Consider the following 26,622-nt stretch of genomic DNA (forward strand, 5'->3'; position numbering starts at 1 on the left):
TCAGACCCTGTAGGAGCTGCGGCGCGACGACTCGACTTGCCAGCGATCGCGGTATGTCAGGCGCTACATCTCTGCGGTCTGCACAAGGAAATGGATGATATGGACAGCTATCTGCGCTGGTTTCAACGCTTCATCTGGCTCGGCATTCTGATGAACATGGTGTTCGCGATCCCGGCGCTGTTCGCGCCGGGGTTGCTGACGTCCGTGGTCGGCCTGCCGCCCCAGCTTTCCGACCCGTGGCTGGAGAACGCCGGGATGCTGCTGGTGGGCATCAGCGTGTTCTACATGCCGTCGGGCTTCAACGCGCCGCGCTATGTGGTGCATTCCTGGCTGTGCGTGCTGACGCGGCTGATCGCCGTGGCGTTCTGGATCTACCTGATCGACACCAGCAGCCAGGGCTCGGTGTTCGTGCCGATGCTGATGGGCGACCTGAGCTTCTTCCTGATCCTGGGCATCCTGCTGTACCTGGGCAGCGCCCCGGAGAACCGGCCGCTGCCGCTGCTGTGCGCCGGCTGGCGGGAATGGCGGGCGGGCTGGGCCCGGCGCTGGCAGAACCACGGGTTCAAGGTGGCCACGTTCGTGGTCGTGGCGCTGCTGGCGTTCATCGGCTACCAGACCTGGTACCAGATGCTGCGGGTGGTGCCGGAGCAGGAATACGCCTCCGACGAAGACCACTACAAGTACGCCGCCATCGGCCTGGGCATCGAGGCGCGGATCCCGTACTACCTGTTTTCCGTGCTGCCGCAGATGTGCCCCGAGAAAATGCCGAAACCCGGCGGCTGGGAAGTCTTCGGCTTCCTGTTCGAGAACGGCAAGGACCTGCCCATCGGCATGGCCAAGCGGCAGATCGGCTACCCCACCGTCGAGCCCAACTGCGCGCTGTGCCACACCGGCTCCTACCGGGCCAACGCCAGCGACGTGGCGACCAACGTGCCGAGCGCACCGGCCAACACCCTGCAGCTGCAGGCCTTCCAGTGGTTCGCCTACGATTGCGCCAGCGACCCGAAATTCACCACCGACGCGGTGATGGCGGCGATCAACGCCAAGTTCCAGCTGGGCTTCTTCGAGCGCCTCTACAACCGCTTCCTGATCATCCCGATGGCCAAGACCGCGCTGCTCAAGCAGAAGCAGGCCTACGCCTGGCAGAAACTGCGTCCGCAACAGGGCCCGGGGCGCACCGACACCTTCAACCCGACGAAGATGGTGGTGTTCGGCTTCCCGGACGACTCGACCATCGGCACCGTCGACCTGCCGCAGGTGTGGAACCAGAAGCCGCGCGAGTCGATGTACCTGCACTGGGACGGCAACAACAACAAGATCCACGAGCGCAACTACGCGGCGGCGATGGCCGTGGGCGCGACACCGCAGTCGGTGCTGCCGCCCAGCTTCAACCGCGTGACCAACTGGCTGCTGGGGCACAAGGCGCCGGCCTGGCCGTGGGCGCTGGATCAGGCCAAGGTCGCCCAGGGCAAGCCGGTCTGGGAAGCCAACTGCGCCGGTTGCCATGACTTCGGCCGCACCGACACCGGCCAGGTCACCACCAACATCGATCAGTTGGGCACCGACCCGCACCGCCTTGACTCGTTCACCACGGGGCTGGTCGCCGCGTTCCACACCTTCAAGAAACCGCCGTTCGACTTCGGCGCCTACCGCAAGACCCAGAGCTACAGCAACACGCCCACCGACGGCATCTGGCTGCGGGCGCCGTACCTGCACAACGGCTCGGTGCCGACCCTGTGGGACCTGCTGCAGCCGCCTGAGAAACGGCCGCAGGTGTTCTACACCGGTTCCGACGTCTACGACCCGGTCAACGTCGGCTTCGTCACCAGCGGCGCGCAGATGAAGGCCTCGGCGGACTTCAAGTACGACACGCGCCTGGAGGGCAACCACAACGGCGGCCACCTGTACGGCACGCAACTGTCGGACGTGGACAAGCGCGCCCTGATCGAATTCATGAAAACCCTGTGAACCCTTACGGATAGAGGATTTCGCCATGTCAGCGGTCGGTCATCTGAAGCACGAGTACGACAAGGTCAAGGTGCGCCTGCACGGCTTGCTCACGCGCATGGAAATGGCCTGGATGAAACTGGTCAGCGAACTGGAGCCCAAGGAGTTCGAGGCGATCATCACGCTGCTCAAGCGCGGCCACGATCAGGCGCAGTACGTGCTCAAGCACGGCGAGCTGCCGGACGACGAGCCGGCCGTGCCGTGGGAACTGGCCCACGGCTTGTCGATCCTGCGCATCGGCAACGCCACGCCGCTGCCGCAGTCCACCGATCAGTTGCAGACCCGCGTGCTCAAGGACGGCACGCTGCTGGGGTGCCGCAAATGGGAACTGCTGGATCTGCTGTGGAGCGAGGCGCTGCTCAAGTGGATCGAGAACCTGCGCCATCACGCGACCTTCGGCACCGACCCGGCCATGGTGAAAATGGAGCGCGACGTGACCCTGGCGATTGCCGGCGACTGGGGCACCGGGCCGTTCAACAGCCATGCGCCGGCGGTGTCGGTCGCCAACCAGATGCAGCTGGCCAATGCCGATTTCACCATTCACCTGGGGGATGTGTACTACGCCGGCACCCACTCCCAGGAAGACACCGACATGGCCGGCTGGCCGATGGGCACCCACGGCTCGTTCACGCTCAATTCCAACCACGAGATGTACAGCGGCGCCCACGGGTACTTCAAGGAACTGGCGCAGCGCTTCCCCGGGCAGCAGGGCACCAGCTATTTCGCGATGTACAACGATGACTGGCTGATCGTCGCGCTGGACACCGCGTATGCCTCGGACGTGATGAACCTGTACATGGACGGCACCCTGAACCAGCCGCAGATCGAGTGGATGAAAGGGCTGCCCAAACGCAAGAAGCTGATGGTGCTCAGTCACCACCAAGGCTTCGACATCACCGGGCACCACAAGACCGCGCTGTACCAACCGGTCTGCGATGCGCTGGGCCGCGAACCGGACTACTGGTATTGGGGGCATCTGCACAACGGCATCGTCTACGCGACCCAGGGCGGGCTGCATGCGCGCTGCGCCGGGCACGGAGCGATTCCGTACGGGGTGACCAGCCAGCTGGACGGGCATCCGCGGGTGCTGTTTTCCGAGACCAGGAATGCCCAGGACCCGTCGTACCCGCTGCGGGTGCTGAACGGTTATGCGAAGGTGCGGTTGGTGGGCGAGGAGATCTTCGAGGAGTTCATCGGTGAGGACGGCTCGGTGAGGTGGAAAAGCTAGCCACAAGTCACAAGTCACAAGTCACAAGCCACAAGCTACAAGCCACAAGCTACAAGCTACAAGCTACAAGCTACAAGCTACAAGCCACAAGCTACAAGCGGCGAGCCACAAGCCCTCTTGCCGCTTGCCGCTTGTGGCTGCTTTTATCCCTGCACCGGCACGCCCTTGAGGTACGGCGCAGGTTCGGCGCCGAGGTTGCTCAGCATGCGCTCGCTGTACCAGTCCACGAAGTTGACCACGCCGAACTCGTAGGTCTTGGAGTACGGGCCCGGCTGGTAGGCCGTGGAATTGATGCCGCGCTGGTTCTCTTCGGCCAGGCGGCGGTCCTGGTCGTTGGTGGCGTCCCAGACCTTGCGCATGCGCTCGACGTCATAGTCCACGCCCTCGACCGCGTCCTTGTGCACGATCCACTTGGTGGTGACCATCGTTTCCTGGGCGCTGATCGGCCACACGGTGAACACGATGATGTGGTCGCCCATGCAGTGGTTCCACGAGTGCGGCAGGTGCAGGATGCGCATCGAGCCCAGGTCCGGGTTCTTGATCCGGCCCATCAGTTTGGCGCAGCCCTGCTTGCCGTCCATGGTCATCGACACGGTGCCCTTGAGCAGCGGCATGCGCACGATGCGGTTGCGCAGGCCGAAGCTGGCGTGGGCGTAAGGGATCTTCTCGGCTTCCCAGGCGGCGGCGGAGGCGGCGACATGGTCCTTGAACGCCTGGTCGGCGCGGGGGTCGGTGACGTCGTCCCATTCCAGCAGGGTCTTGAGCAGCTCAGGGTGCGAGCCGTTGCAGTGGTAGCACTCGCGGTTGTTCTCCAGCACCAGTTTCCAGTTGGCCTTCTCCATCAAGGTGGTCTGCACCGCCACCTTGGTGTTCTCCATGTCGTAGGGTTCCATGTAGTGGTTCAGGGTCGACAGGAAGTCGTCGATGGCCGGCGGGTTCTCCGCCAGGCTGATGAAGATGTAGCCGCCGGCGGTCTTCACGTTCACCGGCTTGAGGCCGTACTGGTTCATGTCGAAGTCGGCGCCCATCTCGGTGCCGGCGAACAGCAGGCGGCCGTCCAGCTCGTAGGTCCACTGGTGGTAGTGGCAGACCAGTTTGGCGACCTTGCCCTTGTCGCTGGTGCACAGGCGCGAGCCGCGGTGGCGGCAGACGTTGTGGAACGCGTGCACCACGCCCTCGGCGCCGCGGATCACGATGATCGGGTTCTTGCCGATCTGCAGGGTCAGGTAGTTGCCCTTGGCCGGGATCTCGCAAGTCATGCCGGCGATCAGCCATTCCTTCTGGAAGATCTCCTGCATGTCGATGTCGAACAGGCGCTCGTCGCTGTAGAACGGCTGCGGCAGCGAGAAGGTGCGCTCGCGTTCCTGAAGCATTTGCGCGGTGGCCTTGCGTGCGGGTTCCAGCGGATCGCCCAGGCTCAGTTTTGCGGTGTCCATCGATTCGGTCCTCATGGCCATTCTGCGGGCCGGTGAAAGTGGCTGATCAGGTGTGCTGCGCAAGGTGCTGCAAATCGTCGTTATGTGGAGCCGAGTGTGGGGCCGGCGCAGCCCGCAACCTTATCCATGGGCGACATGGCGCAATCTGATTCCGACGCGCAAGCCCCGGTGGTTGGGGGCTGGTCGCGATAAGCATGTGAATGTCGCGGATAGGTAAACGCACGGTTGGCGCCATGCGCAGAATCGCCACATGAAGGCCGACCGTCGGCCGTGGAGAACAGCATGTCCAACAACTTCCTGAATCCGGTCACCACCCAGACCTGGGCCAATGGCCGGCACATAGTCCGTTGCGTCAAAGTCATCCAGGAAACCTGGGATGTGCGCACGTTCTGCTTCATGGCCGACCAGCCGATCATGTTCTTCTTCAAGCCGGGCCAGTTCGTGACCCTGGAGCTTGAGATCGACGGCCAGCCGATCATGCGTTCCTACACCATCTCCAGCTCGCCGTCGGTGCCCTACAGCTTCTCGGTGACCATCAAGCGCGTGCCGGGGGGCAAGGTCTCCAACTGGCTGCACGACACCCTGCACGAAGGCCAGGAGCTGGCGGTGCACGGGCCGGTCGGGCTGTTCAACGCCATCGACTTCCCGAGCCCGAAAGTGCTGTACCTGAGCGGCGGCGTGGGCATCACCCCGTGCATGTCCATGGCGCGCTGGTTCTACGACACCAACGGCAACGTCGACATGTCGTTCATCCACAGCGCCCGCTCGCCCAAGGACATCATCTACCACCGCGAGCTGGAGCACATGGCCTCGCGGATCGACAACTTCAGCCTGCACCTGATCTGCGAGAAGCACGGGCTGGGCGAGCCGTGGGCCGGCTACCGCGGCTACCTCAACCACAAGATGCTCGAACTGATGGTGCCGGACTTCCTCGAGCGCGAAGTGTTCTGCTGCGGCCCGACGCCGTACATGAACGCGGTCAAGCGCCTGCTGGAAAACGCCGGCTACGACATGAAGCGCTACCACGAGGAGTCCTTCGGCGCCACGCCGCCGGAAGCCCAGGCCGACGCCCAGGAACAGGCCGAACAGGCAGCGGAAGCGCCGGAGGTGGATGCGGCGGACCTGCACCTGGTGGAGTTCACCTCCTCGGACAAGAGCATCCGCGTGGCCCCGGGCGAAACCGTGCACGCGGCGGCGGCCAAGGTCGGCCTGATGATCCCCAAGGCCTGCGGCATGGGCATCTGCGGCACGTGCAAGGTGCTCAAGCTCGGCGGCGAGGTGGAGATGGACCATAACGGCGGGATCACCGAGGACGACGAGGCCGAGGGGTACATCCTGTCGTGCTGCAGCGTGCCGAAGGGGGATGTGCGGATTGAATACTGACCGGTGAGGCAACCGATCTGCAGCGTGGCGGATCGGTTGTTAATCATGGCGGCGGAACGGTCATTCCAGGGGCACGCCAAAAAACAGAGACAGCCAATGCAGAAGCAGTGCGGCGAAGAAGCTGTACAGGCATGTTCCTGCAAGTAACCGGGAGTCGTGCTGCTTGTTGCAGTCAGCAGCGAGCTGTGCAAGCGACAGAAGGCATGTCGATAACAGAAGCAGGACCGAGACCGGGAAAAATAGAGTCAGCCCTGTGAATTCGTGCCAAGGCACTTTGTGACTGAGATAGGGTATGGCGATTCTTTGTTCGTAAAGCGCACGTATCGCAATGGCGATCAGAGCCAGTGCGATCGTGAGGAAGACTATTACGAATCGAACCTGTGCCTTCGGTGACATTTTGCCTTGGCGCCGGGCGTGCCTGCGGCGAATTCCGTCTTTGGCTCTCTTTCGGTTAGTCATGGTTTTGGGTGTGTCACTCATATAGTCCTGATGATCATTGATTGGCCTCGTATATTTTCTCGGCGAACAGTTCTCCGCCTTTTTCGCCCAACATGCCTGCGGCGAGATTTCCGGCCCCCGCGATAAGAGCACTGCAGAGCAACGTGCCGACACCGCCTGTGGGAATGCCGACTCCAGCACAAATCGTCACGGTCGCACCGGCGGTCAAGATCCGGCTGGCAAGTGCACCCACACTTACGCCACCCAAGAAGCTTGCGGTCTCCGTGAATCTCACCTTTTCACATTCAGCGGCACTTCCATTTCTGCAAACATCCTGAATTTTCATGGCAGAGGCTCCGCCCCCCACGGCCGTGCCGATCCATCCGCCATGTTTGATGTGCTGCGACGCTTGGGTGACTGCGCGAACGTGAGTGGCATAACCGGGTACCTGACCGATGCCGCCAGCCCTTCTCCAGCGGTGAACCAGATGCGGGTGGTCGATGCCGAGTGCGATTTTGAGGTTTGGATAATCAGGGAGAGCAATGGCCTTTTTCGTGAATTGGGTGAGTTGCCCGTCCAGCCGTTTGAGCAATTCGGCACGCTGCTTTTTGAACGACTTCGAGTTCAGGCTGCCGTTGGTCTGGAGAGTCCGGGTATGCAAGGCCTCAATGTCTTTCAGCGTCGCTTTAAGGGTGTCCAGATGATTGGCTGCCATCGCAGTCCCCACGCCAATGACTTTCGACCCGTGTGAAAGCGTTTGTCTGATGACGTCATAGTGCTGCGCAAAAAAGTCCGCTTCCTCCATCGTCAACGGTTCCAGCGCCAAGCTGACGATGCGTGCGGTCTCCATCAGCAACGATTCCTCATAGGTGCACTGCTGATTGTCCGGATCGCTCAAAACAATCAGCGACCCGGCCTTCACCATGTCCTCCAGCGGATTCAGGCGTTTGAAGGTGGCGATGACATTGGGCTTGGGCGACGGGAACAGGCGCGCCTGAAGTGCCTCGGCGGGCAGGCTTTCGGGCACGATGTAGAACCCCGGCTCTTCAGGTGCCGGCGCCTCCTGCGGCCAGAGCTCGCTGGGGAAGAACCGCAGGTCGTTGACGGGGTGCGGGGAGGGGCCGGACATCGCTGCCGGGCGCGACACGTTCAGGTTCTGCCGGTGGACGGCCCGCAGCAACCGTTGCGGGTCGGAATGGGCTGCGGGCTGCGCGGACAACGGTCTGGCCCTCGCCGTGCGGGGGCTGCGCGACAGGGCGCGGGACTGGTTCAGCAAGTCCCGCTGTTCCTGCGCAAGGGCCAGGATCCCTTGCTCCGGGCTCAGGTGGCCGGCGGCCACTTCATCGGCGATGCGCTTGGCGTAGCGTGCGACCTGTTGGGTGAACCGCACGCGTGCCATGCCGAAAGCCAGATGGCGGGCGCCGCTGGTCAGGGCCTGGCCCAGCAAGCGGCCGGCGGCGTCCTGCACGTCACAGGGATCGGATGGCCGTGGGTTCAACCCGCTTCGCCCCACGAGGTGTAGCCGGTGGTGCCGGCAATGTGGTGCACCCAACTGATGCCGCGGTAACGGATGGCCAGCTGTTCCTGGGGCTGGGCGTCGTTCTGCAGGATGACGTGCGGCACATCCTGCGAGACCTCGGTGAGGAGCGCGCCGTCGAGGGCGATCGTATAGAACTTTTCCTGCTGGCCTTGGGGCGAGGTGCGATACAGGCTGATCGTGCACTCCAGCTCTTCGCTGTTCGAATGGGCCTGGGCCAGCAGCGGGGAGGATTTGTCCACCGCTTTGGTGACGATGACCGGTTGGTGGACGGCCTTGCCGAGGTTGTTGTCGCGGCGCATTTCATGGCTCAAGGCAAACACCATGATTTCGTCGGTATGGGCGGATTGGTATTTGTTGCCGACGGACTCGGGGGTCGAGCACCCCGCTGAAATGAGGCCTTGTGTCTTGCCGGTGATGGTCATGTAGGCAGGGTTCGCCATAGCCTTCGCTCCTTGAATGTGGAGCGGGCAGTCTATGAAGAACCCTGTTTACTTGATGTCGGACGAGGCGTAGTCCGATTCTGAAATCGCTCAGTCGATGAACAGGTCGGGCATCAGTTTGGCGTCGCTGTCCGGTTCGAAGCGGTAGTGGCCGAATTCGGTCGCGCCGTGTTCGCGCAGGATCTCCTCATCGATCAGCAGGCGCCCGGTGATCTGCCGCCCGCGGCTGCTCAGGATCGCATGGGCCGCATCCGCCATGATCGCCGGGGTGCGTGCATGTTTGAACGACTCGCGGTTGCCCAGCTGAAACTCGATGGCGGCGGTGGCGATCATGGTCTGCGGCCACAGGGAGTTGACGCTGATGCCATGGGCGGCGAATTCCTCGCTCATGCCCAGGGTGAGCATGCTCATGCCGTACTTGGTGACGGTGTAGGGGCTGTACTGGGCGAACCACTTGCTCGCCAGGTTCAGCGGCGGCGACAGGTTGAGGATGTGCCCGGCGGATTTCTTCAGGTAGGGCAGGGCGGCCTGGCTGCACAGCAGCACGGCGCGGGTGTTGATCTGGTGCATCAGGTCGAAGCGCTTGAGCTCGATGTGGGCGACACCCGTCAGCTTGATCGCCCCGGCGTTGTTCACCAGGGCATCGATGGCGCCGAAGCGCTCGTCGGCCTGGGCCAGCGCCTGGCGCACGGCGTCTTCGTCGCGCACATCCACTTGCAGGGCCAGCGCCTGACCGCCGGCCGCCTCGACTTCCCTGGCCACGCTGTGGATGGTGCCGGGCAGTTTCGGGTGGGGTTCGGCGCTCTTGGCCGCGATCACGATGTTGGCCCCGTCCTTCGCGGCCCGCAGCGCGATCTCGCGCCCGATGCCGCGGCTGGCGCCGGTGATGAACAGGGTCTTGCCTTTGAGGGACATGCGTTCGCTCCTGCTTGTTGTTATGTGAGCGGGAAGGCTCGACACACACTGTAGACCAGGCAGGAGGGCATGCAGGGGCGGGGGCTTGCGGCGAGGGAGCAGGCTCCCCCGCCGCAGGGGCGTGTTACGCGGACATCACCTCGCGGATGTCCCGGGCCAGCTCGCGCACCCGCTCTTCCTCGGTGTCCCACGAGCACATGAACCGCGCGCCGCCCTTGCCGATGAAGGTGTAGAAGCGCCAGCCACGGGCGGTCAGCGCGGCGAGGGCCGGCTCCGACAGTTGCAGGAACACGCCGTTGGCCTGCACCGGGAACATCAGCTCGACGCCCGGGATGTCGCTGACCAGTTCCGCCAGCAACTGCGCGCAGCGGTTGGCGTGGCGGGCGTACTTGAGCCAGGCGTCGTTCTCCAGGATGCCGACCCACGGCGCCGACAGGAAGCGCATCTTCGAGGCCAGTTGCCCGGCCTGCTTGCAGCGGTAGTCGAAGTCTTCGGCCAGTTCGTGGTTGAAGAACAGGATCGCCTCGCCGACCGCCATGCCGTTCTTCGTGCCGCCGAAGCACAGCACGTCGACGCCGGCCTTCCAGGTCAGGTCCGCCGGCGAGCAGCCCAGGAACGCGCAGGCGTTGGAGAACCTTGCGCCGTCCATGTGCAGGTTCAGGCCCAGTTCTTTGCAGGTGGCGCTGATGGCGCGCACTTCGTCCGGGGTGTAGACGCTGCCGACTTCGGTGGCCTGGGTCAGGGTCACGACGCGCGGCTTGGGGTAGTGGATGTCCTGGCGCTTGAGGGCGATTTCGCGGATCGAGGCCGGGGTCAGCTTGCCGTTCTCGGTGCCGGCGATCAGCAGCTTGGAGCCGTTGGAGAAGAACTCCGGCGCGCCGCACTCGTCGGTCTCGACGTGGGCGGTCTCCGAGCAGATCACGCTGTGGTAGCTCTGGCACATCGAGGCCAGGGCCAGGGAGTTGGCGGCGGTGCCGTTGAAGGCGAAGAACACTTCGCAGTCGGTCTCGAACAGCCTGCGGAAATGGTCCGAGGCGCGGGCCGTCCACTCGTCGTCGCCGTAGGCGCGCTGGTGGCCCTGGTTGGCCTGTTCCATGGCGGCCCAGGCCTCGGGGCAGATGCCGGAATAGTTGTCGCTGGCGAATTGTTGGCTCTTGTCGGTCATGGCCGGCTTCCGTGATCGGGGCACTTGTGGTGACCCGTTGGTCAATGAGGGTACGCACTGTACCGAAGATCGTCCGGGGCGCGCACGGGATGTCGCTTGCGGAACTGTACAGCGATGCCGTCCGCTTGTGCACCTGCCCCCTCTCAGTCATGCGGCGCCTGGGCCGACGCCATCGCGGGCAAGCCCGCTCGCGCAATGATCGGGGTTGTCTACCGCTGTTGTGCAGACCCGCGGGGCCTGTGGGAGCGGGCTTGCCCGCGATGGCGTCGGCGAAGCCGCCGCAGGACAGCCGCGAAACAGTTGTGCCCGCCGGCATCGCCAGGCGTCGGGTCTTGCGTCTGGCCCGCCGGTTTCGCGCCATGTCGTAAACGCGCCTTTGCGTGGCGCCCGTAGGCATTTGACGTGTCCGCACCGGTCATACCATCGCATCCAAAGGGCACCGCCGAAACGCCGGTGCCTGACCGAGACGAATGGCGCACAGACGCCGCTGGGAGAGACGCGATGTTCAGCAAGCAAGACCGGATCCAGGGTTACGACGATGCACTGCTGGCGGCGATGAATGCCGAGGAGCAACGTCAGGAAGATCACATCGAGCTGATCGCGTCCGAGAACTACACCAGCAAGCGCGTCATGGAGGCCCAGGGCAGCGGCCTGACCAACAAGTACGCCGAAGGCTATCCGGGCAAGCGCTACTACGGCGGCTGCGAGCACGTGGACAAGGTCGAGGCCCTGGCCATCGAGCGCGCCAAGCAACTGTTCGGCGCCGATTACGCCAACGTCCAGCCGCACTCCGGCTCCTCGGCCAACAGCGCCGTGTACCTGGCGCTGCTGCAGGCCGGCGACACTATCCTGGGCATGAGCCTGGCCCACGGCGGCCACCTGACCCACGGCGCCAAGGTGTCGTCCTCGGGCAAGCTGTACAACGCCGTGCAGTACGGCATCGACACCGCCACCGGCCTGATCGACTACGACGAAGTCGAGCGTCTGGCCGTCGAGCACAAGCCGAAGATGATCGTCGCCGGCTTCTCGGCCTACTCCAAGACCCTCGACTTCCCGCGCTTCCGCCAGATCGCCGACAAGGTCGGCGCGCTGCTGTTCGTCGACATGGCCCACGTGGCCGGTCTGGTGGCGGCGGGCCTGTACCCGAACCCGATCCCGTTCGCCGATGTGGTCACCACCACCACCCACAAGACCCTGCGCGGCCCGCGCGGCGGCCTGATCCTGGCCAAGGCCAACGAAGAGATCGAGAAGAAACTCAACGCCGCCGTGTTCCCCGGTGCCCAGGGCGGTCCGCTGATGCACGTCATCGCCGCCAAGGCCGTGTGCTTCAAGGAAGCGCTGGAGCCCGGCTTCAAGGCCTACCAGCGGCAGGTGATCGAGAACGCCCAGGCGATGGCGGGCGTATTCGTCAAACGTGGCTACGATGTAGTGTCCGGCGGCACCGACAACCATCTGTTCCTGGTCAGCCTGATCCGTCAGGGCCTCACCGGCAAGGACGCGGATGCGGCGCTGGGCCGTGCCCACATCACCGTGAACAAGAACGCCGTGCCGAACGACCCGCAGTCGCCGTTCGTCACTTCGGGCCTGCGCATCGGCACCCCGGCGGTGACCACCCGCGGCTTCAAGGTGACCCAGTGCGTGACGCTGGCCGGCTGGATCTGCGACATCCTCGACAACCTCGGCGACGCCGACGTCGAGGCCAACGTCGCCCAGCAGGTTTCGGCCCTGTGCGCTGACTTCCCGGTTTATCGCTGAGCGGTTCTGGAGTAATGACTATGCAACGCTATTCGGGCTTCGGCCTCTTCAAGCACTCCCTCAGCCACCATGAGAACTGGCAGCGCATGTGGCGCACGCCGACCCCGAAAAAGGTCTACGACGTGGTCATCGTCGGCGGCGGCGGGCACGGCCTGGCGACCGCCTACTACCTGGCCAAGGAGCACGGCATCACCAACGTGGCCGTGGTCGAGAAGGGCTGGCTGGGCGGCGGCAACACCGCCCGCAACACCACCATCGTGCGTTCCAACTACCTGTGGGACGAATCGGCGCACCTGTACGAGCACGCGATGAAACTGTGGGAAGGCCTGTCCCAGGACCTGAACTACAACGTGATGTTCTCCCAGCGCGGCGTCTACAACCTGTGCCACACCCTGCAGGACATCCGCGACTCCGAGCGCCGGGTCAGCGCCAACCGCCTCAACGGCATCGACGGCGAACTGCTCGACGCCAAACAGGTGGCGGACGAGATCCCGTACCTGGACTGCTCCAGGAACACCCGCTACCCGGTGATGGGCGCCACCGTCCAGCGCCGCGGCGGCGTGGCCCGCCACGATGCCGTGGCCTGGGGCTTCGCCCGTGCGGCCGACGCCCTGGGCGTGGACCTGATCCAGCAGACCGAAGTGATCGGTTTCCGCAAGGAAAACGGCGTGTGCATCGGCGTTGAGACCAACAAGGGCTTCATCGGCGCCAAGCGCGTCGGCGTGGTCACCGCCGGCAACTCCGGCCACATGGCCAGGCTCGCCGGCTTCCGCCTGCCGCTCGAATCCCACCCGCTGCAGGCGCTGGTGTCCGAGCCGATCAAGCCGATCATCGACAGCGTGATCATGTCCAACGCCGTGCACGGCTACATCAGCCAGTCCGACAAGGGCGACCTTGTGATCGGCGCCGGCATCGACGGCTACAACGGCTACGGCCAGCGCGGTTCGTACCCGGTGATCGAGCACACCATCCAGGCCATCGTCGAGATGTTCCCGGTGCTGTCCCGCGTGCGCATGAACCGCCAGTGGGGCGGCATCGTCGACACCACCCCGGACGCCTGCCCGATCATCTCGAAAACCCCGGTGCCGAACATGTTCTTCAACTGCGGCTGGGGCACCGGCGGCTTCAAGGCCACCCCGGGCTCGGGCAACGTGTTCGCCGCCAGCCTGGCCAAGGGCGAGATGCACCCGCTGGCCGCTCCGTTTTCCATCGACCGCTTCCACAGCGGCGCCCTCATCGACGAACACGGCGCCGCCGCCGTCGCCCACTAACAGGAGACTTCACCATGTTGCACATCTTCTGTCCTCACTGCGGCGAACTGCGCTCCGAAGAGGAATTCCATGCATCCGGCCAGGCGCACATCCCGCGTCCGCTGGATCCGAACGCCTGCACCGACGAGCAGTGGGGCGACTACATGTTCTTCCGCGACAACCCGCGCGGCCTGCACCATGAGCTGTGGGACCACGTCGCCGGTTGCCGCCAGTACTTCAACGTCACCCGCGACACCGTGACCTACGAGATCCTCGAAACCTACAAGATCGGCGCCAAGCCGCAATTCACCGACAAGGCCGACAGTCCGAAAGCGGCCGCTCAGGCTCTGGGAGAGAAGGTATGAGCCAGATCAATCGCCTGTCCAACGGTGGACGGATCGACCGCAACAAAGTGCTGAGCTTCACCTTCAACGGTCAGGGCTACAAGGGCTTCGAGGGCGACTCCCTGGCGTCGGCGCTGCTCGCCAACGGCGTCGACATCATCGGCCGCAGCTTCAAGTATTCCCGTCCGCGCGGCATCTTCGCCGCCGGGGCCGAAGAGCCGAACGCGGTGCTGCAGATCGGCGCCACCGAAGCCACCCAGATCCCCAACGTGCGCGCCACCCAACAGGCGCTGTACCAGGGCCTGGTCGCCACCAGCACCAACGGCTGGCCGAGCGTGAACAACGACATGATGGGGATCCTCGGCAAGGTCGGCGGCAAGCTGATGCCGCCGGGCTTCTACTACAAGACGTTCATGTATCCGCAGTCGTTCTGGATGACCTACGAGAAGTACATCCGCAAGGCCGCCGGCCTCGGCCGCTCGCCGACCGAGAACGATCCGGACAGCTACGACTACATGAACCAGCACTGCGACGTGCTGGTCGTCGGCGCCGGCCCCGCAGGCCTGGCCGCCGCGCTGGCCGCCGCGCGCAGCGGCGCCCGGGTGATCCTGGCCGACGAACAGGAAGAGTTCGGCGGCAGCCTGCTCGACTCCCGCGAAAGCCTCGACGGCAAGCCGGCCGTGGAGTGGGTCGCCGGCGTCATCGCCGAGCTGAAGAACACTCCGGACGTGCTGCTGTTGCCGCGCGCCACGGTCAACGGCTACCACGACCACAACTTCCTGACCATCCACGAGCGCCTCACCGACCACCTCGGCGACCGCGCGCCGATCGGCCAGGTGCGCCAGCGCATCCACCGGGTGCGCGCCAAGCGCGTGGTGCTGGCCACCGGCGCCCACGAGCGTCCGTTGGTCTACGGCAACAACGACGTGCCCGGCAACATGCTGGCCGGCGCGGTCTCGACCTACGTGCGCCGCTACGGCGTGGCGCCGGGCAAGAAACTCGTCCTGAGCACCAACAACGACCACGCCTACCGCGTGGCGCTGGACTGGCTCGACGCCAGCCTGCAAGTGGTGGCCATCGCCGACGCCCGCAGCAACCCCCGCGGTGCGCTGGTGGAAGAGGCCCGCGCCAAAGGCATCCGCATCCTCACCGGCAGCGCCGTGATCGAGGCCCGGGGCAGCAAGCGCGTCACCGCCGCCCGCGTGGCCGCCATTGACGTGAAAGCCCATGCCGTGACCAGTCCCGGCGAATGGCTGGACTGCGACGTGATCGCCAGCTCCGGCGGCTACAGCCCGGTGGTTCACCTGGCCTCGCACCTGGGCGGCAAGCCGGTCTGGCGTGACGACATCCTCGGCTTCGTGCCGGGCGAAGCGCCGCAGAAACGCGTGTGCGTCGGTGGCATCAACGGCGTTTACGGCCTCGGCGATTCGCTGGCCGACGGATTCGAAGGCGGCGCCCGCGCCGCCAGCGAGGCCGGTTTCACAGTGGTCGAAGGCACCTTGCCCAAGGCCCTGAGCCGTCTCGAGGAAGCGACCCTGGCGCTGTTCCAGGTGCCCCACGAGAAAGGCACCGCCCGTGCGCCGAAGCAGTTCGTCGACCTGCAGAACGACGTGACCGCCGCCGCCATTGAGCTTGCGACCCGCGAGGGCTTCGAGTCGGTCGAGCACGTCAAGCGCTATACCGCGCTGGGCTTCGGCACCGACCAGGGCAAGCTGGGCAACATCAACGGCCTGGCCATCGCCGCCCGCTCGATGAACATCACCATCCCGCAGATGGGCACCACGATGTTCCGTCCGAACTACACGCCGATCACCTTCGGCGCCGTGGCCGGCCGGCACTGCGGGCACCTCTTCGAGCCGGTGCGCTTCACCGCGCTGCACGCCTGGCACCTGAAGAACGGCGCCGAGTTCGAGGACGTCGGCCAGTGGAAACGTCCTTGGTACTTCCCCAAGAACGGCGAAGACATGCACGCGGCGGTCAAGCGCGAGTGCAAGGCCGTGCGCGACAGCGTCGGCCTGCTGGACGCCTCGACCCTGGGCAAGATCGATATCCAGGGCCCGGACGCCCGTGAGTTCCTCAACCGCGTGTACACCAACGCCTGGACCAAGCTCGACGTGGGCAAGGCCCGCTACGGCCTGATGTGCAAGGAAGACGGCATGGTCTTCGACGACGGCGTGACGGCGTGCCTGGCCGACAACCATTTCGTCATGACCACCACCACCGGCGGCGCGGCCCGGGTGCTGCAGTGGCTGGAGCTGTACCACCAGACCGAATGGCCGGACATGAAGGTGTACTTCACCTCCGTCACCGACCACTGGGCGACCATGACCCTGTCGGGCCCCAACAGCCGCAAGCTGCTGAGCGAAGTCACCGACATCGACCTGGACCGCGACGGCTTCCCGTTCATGACCTGGAAGGAAGGCCTGGTCGGCGGCGTGCCGGCCCGGGTGTTCCGGATCTCGTTCACCGGCGAGCTGTCGTACGAAGTCAACGTGCAGGCCGACTACGCCATGGGCGTGCTGGAAAAGATCGTCGAGGCCGGCAAGAAGTACAACCTGACCCCGTACGGCACCGAGACCATGCACGTGCTGCGGGCCGAGAAGGGCTTCATCATCGTCGGCCAGGACACCGACGGCTCGATGACCCCGGACGACCTGAACATGGGCTGGTGCGTCGGCCGCACCAAACCGTTCTCGTGGATCGGCCAGCGCGGCATGAACCGTGAGGATTGCGTGCGCGACCAGCGCAAGCAACTGGTGGGCCTCAAGCCGATCGATCCGAACCAATGGCTGCCGGAAGGCGCGCAACTGGTGTTCAACACCAAGCAGGCGATCCCGATGACCATGGTCGGCCACGTGACCTCCAGCTACGCGCACAACTCCCTGGGCTATTCGTTTGCCATGGGAGTGGTCAAGGGCGGCCTCAAGCGCCTGGGCGAGCGGGTGTTCGCGCCGTTGGCCGATGGCCGCGTGATCGAGGCGGAAATCGTTTCTTCGGTGTTCTTCGATCCCAAAGGCGATCGCCAGAACATTTGAGACACCACAGTCCCTGCGGGAGCGGGCTTGTCGGCCCGCGGCATCGCCGCGATAGCGTCAGACCGACACACCGCTATCGCTGGCAAGCCAGCTCCCACAGGAACACAGAATTCAGAAAGGGTGCTTTATGACCGCAGCCAACGTGTACCAACAACGCCCGACCACCGGGGCCAAGGCCGAGTCGTCGCTGCATCATGCCGACCTCGCCGGGCTGGTGGGCAAGGGCCGCAAGAACGCCGGCGTGACCGTGCGCGAAAAGAAACTCCTCGGCCACCTGACCCTGCGCGGCGACGGCCATGACGCGGCTTTCGCCGCCGGCGTGCACAAGGCCCTGGGCATCGAACTGCCGGGCGCCCTGAGCGTCATCGTCAAGGGCGAGACCAGCCTGCAATGGATGGGCCCCGACGAGTGGCTGCTGATCGTGCCGGGCGGCGAAGAGTTCGCCGCCGAGCAGAAGCTGCGCGAAGCGCTGGGCGACCTGCACATCGCCATCGTCAACGTCAGCGGCGGCCAGCAACTGCTCGAACTGAGCGGGCCGAACGTGCGCCAGGTGCTGATGAAGTCCACCAGCTACGACGTGCACCCGAACAGCTTCCCGGTGGGCAAGGCGGTCGGCACGGTGTTCGCCAAGTCGCAGCTGATGATCCGCCACACCGCCGAAGACACCTGGGAGCTTTTGATCCGCCGCAGCTTCTCGGACTACTGGTGGCTGTGGCTGCAGGATGCCGCCGCCGAATACGGCCTGAGCGTCCAGGCCTGACAGTGAAGGTTTTTCGTGGCGAGGGAGCCCGCTCCCGCTCGGCTGCGAAGCCGTCGCAAGCGCTGCAAACGCATTCTTTCCGGAAGAACGCGGACGCCGGTCTTGGGCGTGCTTCACAACCCGGCGGGAGCAAGCTCCCTCGCCACGGCGCTCGACCTGATCACAGATGTCGCAAAAGGAGTCACCCGTTATGAGCCGCGCCCCGGATACATGGATTCTGACCGCCGACTGCCCCAGCGTCCTCGGCACCGTGGACGCGGTCACGCGTTTTCTCTACGAGCAGGGCTGCTACGTCACCGAGCACCATTCGTTCGATGACCGGCTCTCGGGCCGGTTCTTCATCCGCGTGGAATTCCGCCAGCCCGACGGCTTCGACGAGCAGTCGTTCCGCGCCGGCCTCGCCGAGCGCGGCCAGGCCTTCGGCATGGTCTTCGAGCTGACGGCGCCGAACTACCGGCCAAAAGTGGTGATCATGGTCTCCAAGGCCGACCACTGCCTCAACGACCTGCTCTACCGCCAGCGCATCGGCCAGTTGTCGATGGACGTGGCGGCGGTGGTGTCCAACCACCCGGACCTCAAGCCGCTGGCCGACTGGCACCAGATTCCCTACTACCACTTCCCCCTCGACCCCAACGACAAGCCGGCCCAGGAGCGCCAGGTGTGGCAGGTGATCGAGGAGGCCGGCGCTGAGCTGGTGATCCTCGCCCGCTACATGCAGGTGCTGTCGCCGGAGCTGTGCCGCAAGCTCGACGGCAAGGCGATCAACATCCACCACTCGCTGCTGCCGGGCTTCAAGGGCGCCAAGCCGTACCACCAGGCCTACAACAAGGGCGTGAAGCTGGTCGGCGCCACGGCGCACTACATCAACAACGACCTGGACGAGGGGCCGATCATCGCCCAGGGCGTCGAGGCGGTGGACCACAGCCATTACCCCGAGGACCTGATCGCCAAGGGGCGTGATATCGAAGGCCTGACGTTGGCCCGGGCCGTGGGGTATCACATCGAGCGGAGGGTGTTCCTCAACGCCAACCGCACGGTCGTCCTTTAGATTCAAGCTTCAAGCCGCAAGAAAGCGGCATGTACACTTCTTGCGGTTTATGGCTTGCCGCTCGAAGCTCGATCCACTCTCTACCCAACAACAAATATAGAGGTGACGGCATGTCTGGCAATCGTGGTGTGGTGTATCTCGGCGCTGGCAAGGTCGAAGTGCAGAAGATCGACTATCCGAAAATGCAGGATCCGCGCGGCAGGAAGATCGAGCACGGTGTCATCCTGCGTGTGGTTTCCACCAACATCTGCGGCTCCGACCAGCACATGGTGCGCGGTCGCACCACCGCCCAGGTCGGGCTGGTGTTGGGCCATGAGATCACCGGCGAGGTGATCGAGAAGGGCAGCGACGTCGAGAGCCTGAAGATCGGCGACCTGGTGTCCGTTCCGTTCAACGTGGCTTGCGGGCGCTGCCGTTCCTGCAAGGAACAGCACACCGGCGTCTGCCTGACCGTCAACCCGGCCCGCGCCGGCGGTGCCTACGGCTACGTCGACATGGGCGACTGGACCGGCGGCCAGGCCGAGTACGTGCTGGTGCCGTACGCCGACTTCAACCTGCTGAAGCTGCCGGACCGCGACAAGGCCATGGAGAAGATCCGCGACCTGACGTGCCTCTCCGACATCCTGCCGACCGGCTACCACGGCGCGGTGACCGCCGGCGTAGGCCCGGGCAGCACCGTGTACATCGCCGGCGCCGGCCCCGTCGGCCTGGCTTCGGCCGCCTCGGCGCGCCTGCTGGGCGCGGCGGTGGTGATCGTCGGCGACGTCAACCCGATCCGCCTGGCCCACGCCAAGGCCCAGGGTTTCGAGATCGTCGACCTGTCCAAGGACGCGCCGCTGCACGAGCAGATCGCCGCGCTGCTGGGCGAGCCGGAAGTCGATTGCGCGGTTGACTGCGTGGGCTTCGAAGCCCGTGGTCATGGCCATGACGGCGTGAAGCACGAGGCCCCGGCCACCGTGCTCAACTCGCTGATGGGCGTGGTGCGGGTGGCCGGCAAGATCGGCATCCCGGGCCTGTACGTGACCGAGGATCCGGGCGCGGTGGACGCGGCGGCGAAGATGGGCAGCCTGAGCATCCGCTTCGGCCTGGGCTGGGCCAAGTCCCACAGCTTCCACACAGGGCAAACCCCGGTGATGAAGTACAACCGCCAACTGATGCAGGCGATCATGTGGGACCGCATCAACATCGCCGAGGTGGTGGGCGTGCAGGTCATCAGCCTCGACCAGGCGCCGGAAGGCTACGGCGAGTTCGATGCCGGCGTGCCGAAGAAGTTTGTGATCGATCCGCACAAGCTGTTCAGCGCGGCCTGAGGCCGGGTGACAAAAAAGGGCAACCATCAGGTTGCCCTTTTTCAGCCCATTATTTGAATGAGCATTTCGTGGCGTCACCGTCAGTGACGGCGCAATCATCACCTTTCCAGCCGCTTCCGGTAGCCTGCACCGGCACGCCGAGCCTCAGGCTGGACGTTGCCCCCTGATCCTCCGTGCCCTCATACCGACAGATGACCACCGAGCTGGCTGCGTCCTTGTCCTTGAGGCGTGCAGAGCTGAATATCAGATCCTCGCCACCCCCCGAGGAGGTATACGAGAGTGTCGGGCAGGTCGCTGCATTAGCGGCGCCCATCATTGCAATGGAAGTCAAAACCCCCGCGAATATCGTCAGTTTCATCACCGGTACTCCCTTACGTGTCTGGAGTCACGATATTCCCGGTAGAGCGGCTGATCGCCTACTGTCAGCTCTGACAGGTCGCTATATTTTTTCGCTATTACGCAATCATCCTCCGGCTGGCCTGCTTATCACGCCAGCATTCAAGTTGATCGTCAGTCGACTCTGCCTTCACGTTTCTTGGACGTTGGTGTGGTGAAAATGGATGCGTTGCGCTGGAACATGCCGGCGGCTACCCGGTCAAACCGGCAGTCTCGCCGCCCGCAGGGCGGCTTTCATGCCACAAGAGGATGTCTGAATGAAGATTTCACGCGGTTTTGCCCTGGCATCGCTCCTGACCCTGGCGGCCGGCCCGGTGTTTGCGGGTTTCAGCCTGAACGACGTGGCCGGTGCGGTAGCGGGCATGCAGGGTGGTGACAAGGCGGCGGCAGCAGCGCCGACCTCGGAAACCGCCGGCCTGTTGAGTGCGCTGAGTGCGCTGAACGTCACGCCGCAGCAAGCGGTCGGCGGCACCAGCGCCATGCTGGGACTGGCGAAAAACCAGCTCAGCAACACGGACTATTCGCAGTTGGCCAAGGATGTGCCGGGGATCGACAAACTTTCCGGTGGCGGCGGCAATCTGGCGGCGTTGAGCGGGTTGCTCGGATCGTCCGGCAAATCCGCCGGACTGGAAAACGCCCTGGGCAACGTCAAGGACACCAATGACCTGAACAATGCCTTCGGCGCGTTGGGCATGGACAGCGGCATGGTCGGCCAGTTTGCCCCGATACTGCTGCAATACCTCGGTCAGCAGGGCGTCGGCGGCCCGCTGCTGCAAAGCCTGGGCAACATCTGGGGCGCCGGCGCCGGCAGTTGAGTCAGCGGCGTTCGTCCTTCAGCTCGGCGATGCGCCGATCCTTCAAGGTCCAGAGCTGGTTGACCCAGCCCTGGACCTTTTCGCGAAAGGCCGGATCGTTCTCGTAGTCGCCCTGCCACAGGGCCGGATCCAGCTCGCGGGTCTGGATGTCGACGATCACGCGGGGCACGTTGCCGCTGATCAGGTCCCAGAACCCGGGAATCTTCTCTTGCGGGTACACCACGGTCACGTCGAGGATCGCATCCAGCTGCTCGCCCATCGCCGCCAGCACGAACGCCACGCCGCCGGCCTTGGGCTTGAGCAGGTGGCTGAACGGCGATTGCTGCTGGGCGCTCTTGGCCGCCGTGAAGCGTGTGCCTTCCAGGTAATTGACCACGGTCACCGGCTGGCGCTTGAACAGTTCGCACGCGGCCTTGGTGATCTCCAGGTCCTTGCCGGCCAGTTCCGGGTGCCTGGCCAGGAACGCCTTGGTGTAGCGCTTCATGAACGGGTAGTCCAGCGCCCACCAGGCCAGGCCCAGGAACGGCACCCAGATCAGCTCTTTCTTGAGGAAGAACTTGAAGAACGGCGTGCGCCGGTTGAGGGTCTGGATCAGCGCCGGGATGTCGACCCAGGACTGGTGGTTGCTGACCACCAGGTACGAGGTGTCGCCACGCAGGTCGTCGCCGCCGCGGATGTCCCACTGCGTGGGGATGCACAGGCGGAAGATCAGCTTGTCGATCTCCGCCCAGGTCTCGGCGATCCACATCACCGCCCCCGAGGCGACGTCGCGCAGACGTCCCGGCAGGATCAGCTTGAGCAAGGCGAACACCATCAGCGGGCCGAACAGCGCCAGGGTGTTGAGCAACAGCAGCAGGGTGACGAGACAGCCGGTGAGCAGGCGGCGCATAAGCGACTCTATGAAAGCGGATGGGCGCGCCATGATAAGTGGCTTCGGGCGACAGGCCAAATCGTCGGTGACAAATGTTTCACCTGTGCGCGGGTAGGGTTGATCCATTGTGGCGAGGGCGCCGCCCCGCCGGTTGCGCAGCTAGCGCAGTCCCGGCGCCAGCCAGCGCCTTCGCCGCAGAGGCCGGCGCGCGATCAACTATTGTGATTTTCAGCGGTCTAGACTTCGGCGTCTGACGCCCCCCATTTCCCAAGGAAGCCCTCTACGTGAAATCCCTCCTTGCATTGCTTTCCCTGGCGGCCCTGCCGGTCATGGCCGCCGAACCGACCCTGTACGGGCGCTACGAGTACATCGCGCTGCCGGAGATCGGCGGCGAGGTGCTCAAGGCCAAGATGGACACCGGTGCGCTGACCGCGTCGCTGTCGGCCAAGGACATCGAAACCTTCACCCGCGACGGCGAGGACTGGGTGCGTTTCCGTCTGGCCACCAAAGGCGCCGGCAACCAGGTCTTCGAGCACAAGGTGGCGCGGATCAGCAAGATCAAGAGCCGTTCCGACGAGGAAGACGAAGACCGTGAAGGCGCCGAAGTCGCCAAGCGCCCGGTGGTCGACCTGGAGCTGTGCCTGGGCAACGTCAAGCGCACCGTGGAGGTCAACCTGACCGACCGCAGCAACTTCAACTACCCGTTGCTGATCGGCGCCAAGGCCTTGCGCGAGTTCGGCGCGGCGGTGAACCCGGCGCGGCGCTTCACCGCCGACAAGCCCGACTGCTGAGGCGGGCAAGTGGTCCGATTGACGTGACGCGAGGCTTGGGGCACCGTTCGCGCACCAACCCACGGGCCCGGACGCCATGCCTCACATTCTGATTGTCGAAGACGAAGCGGCAATTGCCGACACGCTGATCTTTGCCCTGCAAGGCGATGGGTTCGCCACCACGTGGCTGAGCCTCGGCGCCGCCGCGCTCGCCCACCAGCGCCAGACCCCGGCCGACCTGATCATCCTCGACATCGGCCTGCCGGACATCAGCGGTTTCGAGACCTGCCGGCAACTGCGCAGGTTCTCGGAAGTGCCGGTGCTGTTCCTCAGTGCCCGGGACGCCGAGATCGACCGGGTGGTGGGCCTTGAGATCGGCGCCGACGACTATGTGGTCAAACCGTTCAGCCCCCGGGAAGTCGCGGCGCGGGTACGGGCGATCCTCAAGCGCATGGCGCCGCGCCCGGCCGTCGAGGCCGCCTCGGCCCTGTTCCGCATCGACGCCGAGCGCGTGCAGATCTGCTACCGCGGCCAGGCCCTTAGCCTGACCCGCCATGAGTTCCGCCTGCTGCAATGCCTGCTCGAACAGCCGGAGCGGGTGTTCAGCCGCGAACAATTGCTCGATGCCCTGGGCGTGGCCGCCGATGCCGGCTACGAACGCAGCATCGACAGCCACATCAAGAGCGTGCGCGCCAAGCTGCGCCTGGTGCGCGCCGACGCCGAGCCGATCCAGACCCACCGCGGCCTCGGCTACAGCTACAGTCCGGGGCACAGCTGATGCCGCTGGGGCTGCGGATCTTCCTGGTGTACGTGCTGTTCATCGGCCTGACCGGCTATTTCGTGCTCAACACCGTCATGGAAGAGATCCGTCCCGGCGTGCGCCAGTCCACCGAAGAGACCCTGGTGGACACCGCCAACCTGATGGCGGAGATCCTGCGCGACGACTTCAAGGCCGGCACCCTCAACCAGAACCGCTGGCCGCAGCTGCTGCGGGCCTACGGCGAACGCCAGCCGAAGGCGACGATCTGGGGCTTGCCGAAGAATCAGGTCAACCACCGCATCTACGTCACCGACGCCAACGGCATCGTGGTGCTGGACTCCAGCGGCGCCGCGGTGGGCCAGGACTATTCGCGCTGGAACGACGTCTACCTGACCCTGCGTGGCGAGTACGGCGCCCGCTCCAGCCGCAGCGACCCGGACGACCCGGCTTCGTCGGTGATGCACGTCGGCGCGCCGATCCGCGACGGCGGGCGGATCATCGGCGTGGTGACGGTGGCCAAGCCCAACAGCTCCCTGCAACCCTACGTCGACCGCACCGAACGCCGCTTGCTGGGCTACGGCGCCGCCCTGATCGGCCTCGGCCTGCTGTTCGGCGCGCTGCTGTCGTGGTGGCTGAGCCGGGCGCTGCACCGCCTGACCGGCTACGCCCAGGCCGTGAGCGAGGGCCGCCGGGCGCAAGTGCCGCACTACCGCGGCGGCGAGCTCGCGCAACTGGCCACAGCCGTGGAGCAGATGCGCACCCAGCTTGAGGGCAAGGCCTATGTCGAACGCTACGTGCACACCCTGACCCACGAACTGAAAAGCCCGCTGGCGGCGATCCGCGGGGCGGCGGAGCTGTTGCAGGGGGACATGCCGGCGGAACACCGGCAGCGCTTTCTCGGCAACATCGACAGCGAAAGCGCGCGGATGCAGCAGTTGATCGAACGGCTGCTGAACCTGGCCCAGGTGGAGCAGCGCCAGACCCTGGAGGAACAGGTGACGGTGCCGTTGGCGGAACTGGTGGACGGACTGTTGCAGGCACAGGTCGCCCGGATCGAGGGCCGGCGTTTGCGCGTCGAACAGGCCGTCCCGGCGGGCCTTGCGTTGACCGGCGAGCCGTTCCTGTTGCGCCAGGCGCTGGCCAACCTGCTGGAGAATGCGCTGGACTTCACGCCGGCCGGCGGTTTGCTGCGGTTCAGCGCCGAACGTGACGGCGGGCAGGTGCAGGTCCGCCTGTTCAATGAGGCCGAGCCGATTCCCGACTACGCCCTGCTGCGCCTGAGCGAGCGGTTCTATTCCTTGCCTCGCCCGGACAGCGGGCGCAAAAGCACGGGTCTGGGGCTTAACTTCGTCGAAGAGGTGGTCAAGCTGCACGGTGGCTCGATGGCGGTCGGCAATGCCGAGAACGGCGTGGAAGTGATCCTGCGCCTGTCCTGAGCCCTTGTCGTGGTCTTTGTGCAGGAGCGAGCCTGCTCGCGATGAGGCCGACACAGTCTCCACACAAACTCCACAAATCCCCCACATTCCCCCCACGCCGTCCAACCAGACTCTGCCCACCGAAACAGGGAGAGTCCCATGAACAAGAACCTTGCATTGAAACTCGGGGCGATTGCCCTGCTGATCCTGCTGTTGCTGGTGCCGCTGCTGATGATCGAAGGCGTGATCGACGAACGCCAGCAACTGCGTGACGGCGTGCTGGAAGACATCGCCCGCAGCTCCAGCTACAGCCAGCAGGTGAGCGGGCCGGTGATGGTGGTGCCGTACCGCAAGACCGTCCGCACCTGGAAGACCAACGAGAAGACCAATCAGCGCTACGAAGAGCTCAGCGAAACCCGCGGGCGGCTGTACTTCCTGCCGGAGCGCTTCGAACTCGACGGCCAGGTGCAGACCGAACTGCGCGCCCGCGGCATCTACGAGGCGCGGCTGTTCCACGCCGACAACCGCCTCAGCGGGCATTTTTCTTTGCCGGCGCAACTGGGCATCAAGGAAGACTTCGCCGACTACCGGTTCGAGGCGCCGTTCCTGGCCGTGGCCATCAGCGACATCCGCGGCATCGAAAACGCGCTGAAACTGGAACTCGACGGCCAGCGCCTGGACTTCGTGCCCGGCACCGAGGTGGGCTGGCTCGGCGAAGGCGTGCGGGTGACGCTGCCGCCGCTGGAGGCCGGTAAGGCCACGGAGCTGACGTTCGGCTTCGACCTGCGCCTGCAAGGCACCGGCTCGCTGCAGGTGCTGCCGGTGGGCAAGACCAGCCGCGTGAGCCTGGCCGCGAACTGGCCGCATCCCAGCTTCGTCGGCAATTTCCTGCCGGCCAAAAGGGAGATCACCGATCAGGGCTTCACCGCCGACTGGCAGACCTCGTTCTTCTCCACCAACCTGCAAGAGGCCATGCAGCGCTGCGTGGCCGGGGACTGCGAAGGGTTCAACGGTCGCCGCTTCGGCGTGAGCTTCATCGATCCGGTGGACCAGTACCTCAAGAGCGACCGGGCGATCAAATACGCGCTGCTGTTCATCGTCCTGACGTTCGCCGGCTTCTTCCTGTTCGAGGTGCTCAAAGGCCTGGCGGTGCACCCGGTGCAATACGCGCTGGTGGGCGTGGCGCTGGCGTTCTTCTACCTGTTGCTGCTGTCGCTGTCGGAGCACATCGGCTTCGCCCTGGCGTACCTGCTGTCGGCCGGCGGCTGCGTGCTGCTGATCGGTTTCTACGTGTGTCACGTGCTGCGCAGCGTGCGCCACGGCTTGAGCTTTTCGGCGGGGCTGGCGGCGCTGTACGGCCTGCTCTACGGCTTGCTGAGCGCCGAGGATTACGCGCTGCTGATGGGCTCGCTGCTGTTGTTCGGGCTGCTGGGCGTGTTCATGGTGCTGACCCGCAAGCTGGACTGGTACGGGATCGGGCAGAAACCGGCCAAGCCGCTGGAATTTGACCTGGGGGCCGTGCAATGAGCCGCTGGTTGGGG

At 65.0% G+C, this 26,622-nt stretch carries 22 protein-coding genes; 15 read left to right on the forward strand and 7 right to left on the reverse strand.

Annotated elements, in window-relative coordinates; genetic code table 11:
* Positions 1–99 precede the first annotated feature (99 nt).
* A complete protein-coding gene (locus KVG96_RS26840) occupies positions 100–1,968 on the forward strand; it encodes a c-type cytochrome (protein WP_217894703.1) in 1,869 nt (622 codons plus the stop codon).
* A 25-nt stretch (positions 1,969–1,993) separates the two neighbouring features.
* The gene (locus tag KVG96_RS26845) at positions 1,994–3,235 is read left to right on the forward strand and encodes a metallophosphoesterase (RefSeq protein WP_217894704.1); all 1,242 of its coding nucleotides are present in this window, start codon (positions 1,994–1,996) and stop codon (positions 3,233–3,235) included.
* A 143-nt stretch (positions 3,236–3,378) separates the two neighbouring features.
* Here KVG96_RS26845 and gbca read toward each other — a convergent pair whose 3' ends face one another.
* On the reverse strand, positions 3,379–4,671 hold the full coding sequence (gbca, locus tag KVG96_RS26850; RefSeq protein ID WP_085586769.1) for a glycine betaine monooxygenase oxygenase subunit: 1,293 nt from the start codon (positions 4,669–4,671) through the stop codon (positions 3,379–3,381).
* Positions 4,672–4,953: 282 nt separating this feature from the next.
* Between gbca and gbcB the strand changes: the two genes are divergently transcribed.
* Positions 4,954–6,054, forward strand: a complete 1,101-nt coding sequence (gene gbcB, locus KVG96_RS26855) for a glycine betaine monooxygenase reductase subunit (RefSeq protein ID WP_217894705.1) — start codon at positions 4,954–4,956, stop codon at positions 6,052–6,054.
* Between the two features lie 493 nt (positions 6,055–6,547).
* Here the strand turns inward: gbcB and KVG96_RS26860 are convergent, their stop codons facing one another.
* The 4 genes from KVG96_RS26860 to KVG96_RS26875 all read right to left on the reverse strand — a co-directional run bounded on the left by KVG96_RS26860 (position 6,548) and on the right by KVG96_RS26875 (position 10,552).
* Positions 6,548–7,960 carry a hypothetical protein gene (locus KVG96_RS26860; protein ID WP_367617504.1) on the reverse strand — a complete coding sequence of 471 codons (1,413 nt, stop codon included), beginning with the start codon at positions 7,958–7,960 and terminating at the stop codon, positions 6,548–6,550.
* 26 nt (positions 7,961–7,986) lie between these two features.
* On the reverse strand, positions 7,987–8,472 hold the full coding sequence (locus KVG96_RS26865) for an Hcp family type VI secretion system effector (RefSeq protein WP_217894707.1): 486 nt from the start codon (positions 8,470–8,472) through the stop codon (positions 7,987–7,989).
* A gap of 90 nt (positions 8,473–8,562) precedes the next feature.
* Positions 8,563–9,387 carry an SDR family oxidoreductase gene (locus KVG96_RS26870; RefSeq protein ID WP_217894708.1) on the reverse strand — a complete coding sequence of 275 codons (825 nt, stop codon included), beginning with the start codon at positions 9,385–9,387 and terminating at the stop codon, positions 8,563–8,565.
* Positions 9,388–9,511: 124 nt separating this feature from the next.
* Positions 9,512–10,552, reverse strand: coding sequence for a threonine aldolase family protein (locus tag KVG96_RS26875; protein WP_217894709.1), 1,041 nt, complete (start codon positions 10,550–10,552; stop codon positions 9,512–9,514).
* A gap of 501 nt (positions 10,553–11,053) precedes the next feature.
* Here KVG96_RS26875 and KVG96_RS26880 point away from each other — a divergent pair.
* The 7 genes from KVG96_RS26880 (at position 11,054) to fdhA (ending at position 20,054) form a co-directional block, all read left to right on the forward strand.
* Positions 11,054–12,307 (forward strand): serine hydroxymethyltransferase, encoded by a 1,254-nt coding sequence (locus KVG96_RS26880; protein WP_217894710.1) that lies wholly within the window; start codon positions 11,054–11,056, stop codon positions 12,305–12,307.
* 20 nt (positions 12,308–12,327) lie between these two features.
* Positions 12,328–13,578 carry a sarcosine oxidase subunit beta gene (locus KVG96_RS26885; protein WP_217894711.1) on the forward strand — a complete coding sequence of 417 codons (1,251 nt, stop codon included), beginning with the start codon at positions 12,328–12,330 and terminating at the stop codon, positions 13,576–13,578.
* Between the two features lie 14 nt (positions 13,579–13,592).
* Positions 13,593–13,922, forward strand: coding sequence for a sarcosine oxidase subunit delta (locus KVG96_RS26890; protein ID WP_085586778.1), 330 nt, complete (start codon positions 13,593–13,595; stop codon positions 13,920–13,922).
* On the forward strand, positions 13,919–16,936 hold the full coding sequence (locus KVG96_RS26895) for a sarcosine oxidase subunit alpha (RefSeq protein WP_217894712.1): 3,018 nt from the start codon (positions 13,919–13,921) through the stop codon (positions 16,934–16,936). Before KVG96_RS26890 ends, KVG96_RS26895 begins: the two co-directional genes overlap by 4 nt.
* A 127-nt stretch (positions 16,937–17,063) precedes the next feature.
* Complete coding sequence (locus KVG96_RS26900; protein WP_217894713.1) at positions 17,064–17,696, forward strand: sarcosine oxidase subunit gamma; 633 nt, start codon at positions 17,064–17,066, stop codon at positions 17,694–17,696.
* 190 nt (positions 17,697–17,886) lie between these two features.
* Positions 17,887–18,744, forward strand: coding sequence for a formyltetrahydrofolate deformylase (gene purU / locus KVG96_RS26905; RefSeq protein ID WP_085586781.1), 858 nt, complete (start codon positions 17,887–17,889; stop codon positions 18,742–18,744).
* Positions 18,745–18,854: 110 nt separating this feature from the next.
* Positions 18,855–20,054: a formaldehyde dehydrogenase, glutathione-independent gene (gene fdhA, locus KVG96_RS26910; RefSeq protein WP_217894714.1), complete on the forward strand. Its 1,200-nt coding sequence runs from the start codon at positions 18,855–18,857 to the stop codon at positions 20,052–20,054.
* A 49-nt stretch (positions 20,055–20,103) separates the two neighbouring features.
* On the opposite strand, the gene KVG96_RS26915 is transcribed toward fdhA, so the two are convergent.
* Entirely contained in the window at positions 20,104–20,412 is a 309-nt protein-coding gene (locus KVG96_RS26915) for a hypothetical protein (RefSeq protein WP_225927574.1), read from the reverse strand.
* A 295-nt stretch (positions 20,413–20,707) separates the two neighbouring features.
* On the opposite strand from KVG96_RS26915, the gene KVG96_RS26920 reads away from it, so the two are divergent.
* Entirely contained in the window at positions 20,708–21,265 is a 558-nt protein-coding gene (locus tag KVG96_RS26920) for a DUF2780 domain-containing protein (protein WP_217894716.1), read from the forward strand.
* Position 21,266: 1 nt separating this feature from the next.
* Here the strand turns inward: KVG96_RS26920 and yihG are convergent, their stop codons facing one another.
* Complete coding sequence (gene yihG, locus KVG96_RS26925) at positions 21,267–22,154, reverse strand: 1-acylglycerol-3-phosphate O-acyltransferase, YihG family (RefSeq protein WP_217894717.1); 888 nt, start codon at positions 22,152–22,154, stop codon at positions 21,267–21,269.
* 266 nt (positions 22,155–22,420) lie between these two features.
* Here yihG and rloA2 point away from each other — a divergent pair, with 266 nt between their 5' ends.
* The 4 genes from rloA2 to creD all read left to right on the forward strand — a co-directional run bounded on the left by rloA2 (position 22,421) and on the right by creD (position 26,608).
* The gene (rloA2, locus tag KVG96_RS26930) at positions 22,421–22,927 is read left to right on the forward strand and encodes a retropepsin-like aspartic peptidase RloA2 (protein ID WP_217894718.1); all 507 of its coding nucleotides are present in this window, start codon (positions 22,421–22,423) and stop codon (positions 22,925–22,927) included.
* Between the two features lie 76 nt (positions 22,928–23,003).
* The gene (gene creB, locus KVG96_RS26935) at positions 23,004–23,684 is read left to right on the forward strand and encodes a two-component system response regulator CreB (protein WP_217894719.1); all 681 of its coding nucleotides are present in this window, start codon (positions 23,004–23,006) and stop codon (positions 23,682–23,684) included.
* Positions 23,684–25,102, forward strand: coding sequence for a two-component system sensor histidine kinase CreC (gene creC, locus KVG96_RS26940; protein WP_217894720.1), 1,419 nt, complete (start codon positions 23,684–23,686; stop codon positions 25,100–25,102). The genes creB and creC overlap by 1 nt, the downstream gene beginning before the upstream one ends.
* A 138-nt stretch (positions 25,103–25,240) precedes the next feature.
* Positions 25,241–26,608: a cell envelope integrity protein CreD gene (gene creD, locus KVG96_RS26945; RefSeq protein ID WP_217894721.1), complete on the forward strand. Its 1,368-nt coding sequence runs from the start codon at positions 25,241–25,243 to the stop codon at positions 26,606–26,608.
* Positions 26,609–26,622: the final 14 nt, after the last annotated feature.

The organism is Pseudomonas ekonensis, assembly GCF_019145435.1.
GTDB lineage: Bacteria > Pseudomonadota > Gammaproteobacteria > Pseudomonadales > Pseudomonadaceae > Aquipseudomonas > Aquipseudomonas ekonensis.

Excerpts from the sequence above, each read along its gene's own strand:
- KVG96_RS26845 (WP_217894704.1), top strand. The coding sequence starts at position 1,994 with ATGTCAGCGGTCGGTCATCTGAAGCACGAGTACGACAAGGTCAAGGTG.
- KVG96_RS26915 (WP_225927574.1), bottom strand. The coding sequence starts at position 20,412 with ATGAAACTGACGATATTCGCGGGGGTTTTGACTTCCATTGCAATGATG.
- KVG96_RS26890 (WP_085586778.1), top strand. The coding sequence starts at position 13,593 with ATGTTGCACATCTTCTGTCCTCACTGCGGCGAACTGCGCTCCGAAGAG.
- creC (WP_217894720.1), top strand. The coding sequence starts at position 23,684 with ATGCCGCTGGGGCTGCGGATCTTCCTGGTGTACGTGCTGTTCATCGGC.
- KVG96_RS26885 (WP_217894711.1), top strand. The coding sequence starts at position 12,328 with ATGCAACGCTATTCGGGCTTCGGCCTCTTCAAGCACTCCCTCAGCCAC.
- KVG96_RS26870 (WP_217894708.1), bottom strand. The coding sequence starts at position 9,387 with ATGTCCCTCAAAGGCAAGACCCTGTTCATCACCGGCGCCAGCCGCGGC.
- KVG96_RS26875 (WP_217894709.1), bottom strand. The coding sequence starts at position 10,552 with ATGACCGACAAGAGCCAACAATTCGCCAGCGACAACTATTCCGGCATC.
- KVG96_RS26865 (WP_217894707.1), bottom strand. The coding sequence starts at position 8,472 with ATGGCGAACCCTGCCTACATGACCATCACCGGCAAGACACAAGGCCTC.
- gbca (WP_085586769.1), bottom strand. The coding sequence starts at position 4,671 with ATGGACACCGCAAAACTGAGCCTGGGCGATCCGCTGGAACCCGCACGC.
- gbcB (WP_217894705.1), top strand. The coding sequence starts at position 4,954 with ATGTCCAACAACTTCCTGAATCCGGTCACCACCCAGACCTGGGCCAAT.
- KVG96_RS26920 (WP_217894716.1), top strand. The coding sequence starts at position 20,708 with ATGAAGATTTCACGCGGTTTTGCCCTGGCATCGCTCCTGACCCTGGCG.
- yihG (WP_217894717.1), bottom strand. The coding sequence starts at position 22,154 with ATGCGCCGCCTGCTCACCGGCTGTCTCGTCACCCTGCTGCTGTTGCTC.
- creB (WP_217894719.1), top strand. The coding sequence starts at position 23,004 with ATGCCTCACATTCTGATTGTCGAAGACGAAGCGGCAATTGCCGACACG.
- purU (WP_085586781.1), top strand. The coding sequence starts at position 17,887 with ATGAGCCGCGCCCCGGATACATGGATTCTGACCGCCGACTGCCCCAGC.
- KVG96_RS26900 (WP_217894713.1), top strand. The coding sequence starts at position 17,064 with ATGACCGCAGCCAACGTGTACCAACAACGCCCGACCACCGGGGCCAAG.
- KVG96_RS26895 (WP_217894712.1), top strand. The coding sequence starts at position 13,919 with ATGAGCCAGATCAATCGCCTGTCCAACGGTGGACGGATCGACCGCAAC.
- KVG96_RS26840 (WP_217894703.1), top strand. The coding sequence starts at position 100 with ATGGACAGCTATCTGCGCTGGTTTCAACGCTTCATCTGGCTCGGCATT.
- fdhA (WP_217894714.1), top strand. The coding sequence starts at position 18,855 with ATGTCTGGCAATCGTGGTGTGGTGTATCTCGGCGCTGGCAAGGTCGAA.
- creD (WP_217894721.1), top strand. The coding sequence starts at position 25,241 with ATGAACAAGAACCTTGCATTGAAACTCGGGGCGATTGCCCTGCTGATC.
- KVG96_RS26880 (WP_217894710.1), top strand. The coding sequence starts at position 11,054 with ATGTTCAGCAAGCAAGACCGGATCCAGGGTTACGACGATGCACTGCTG.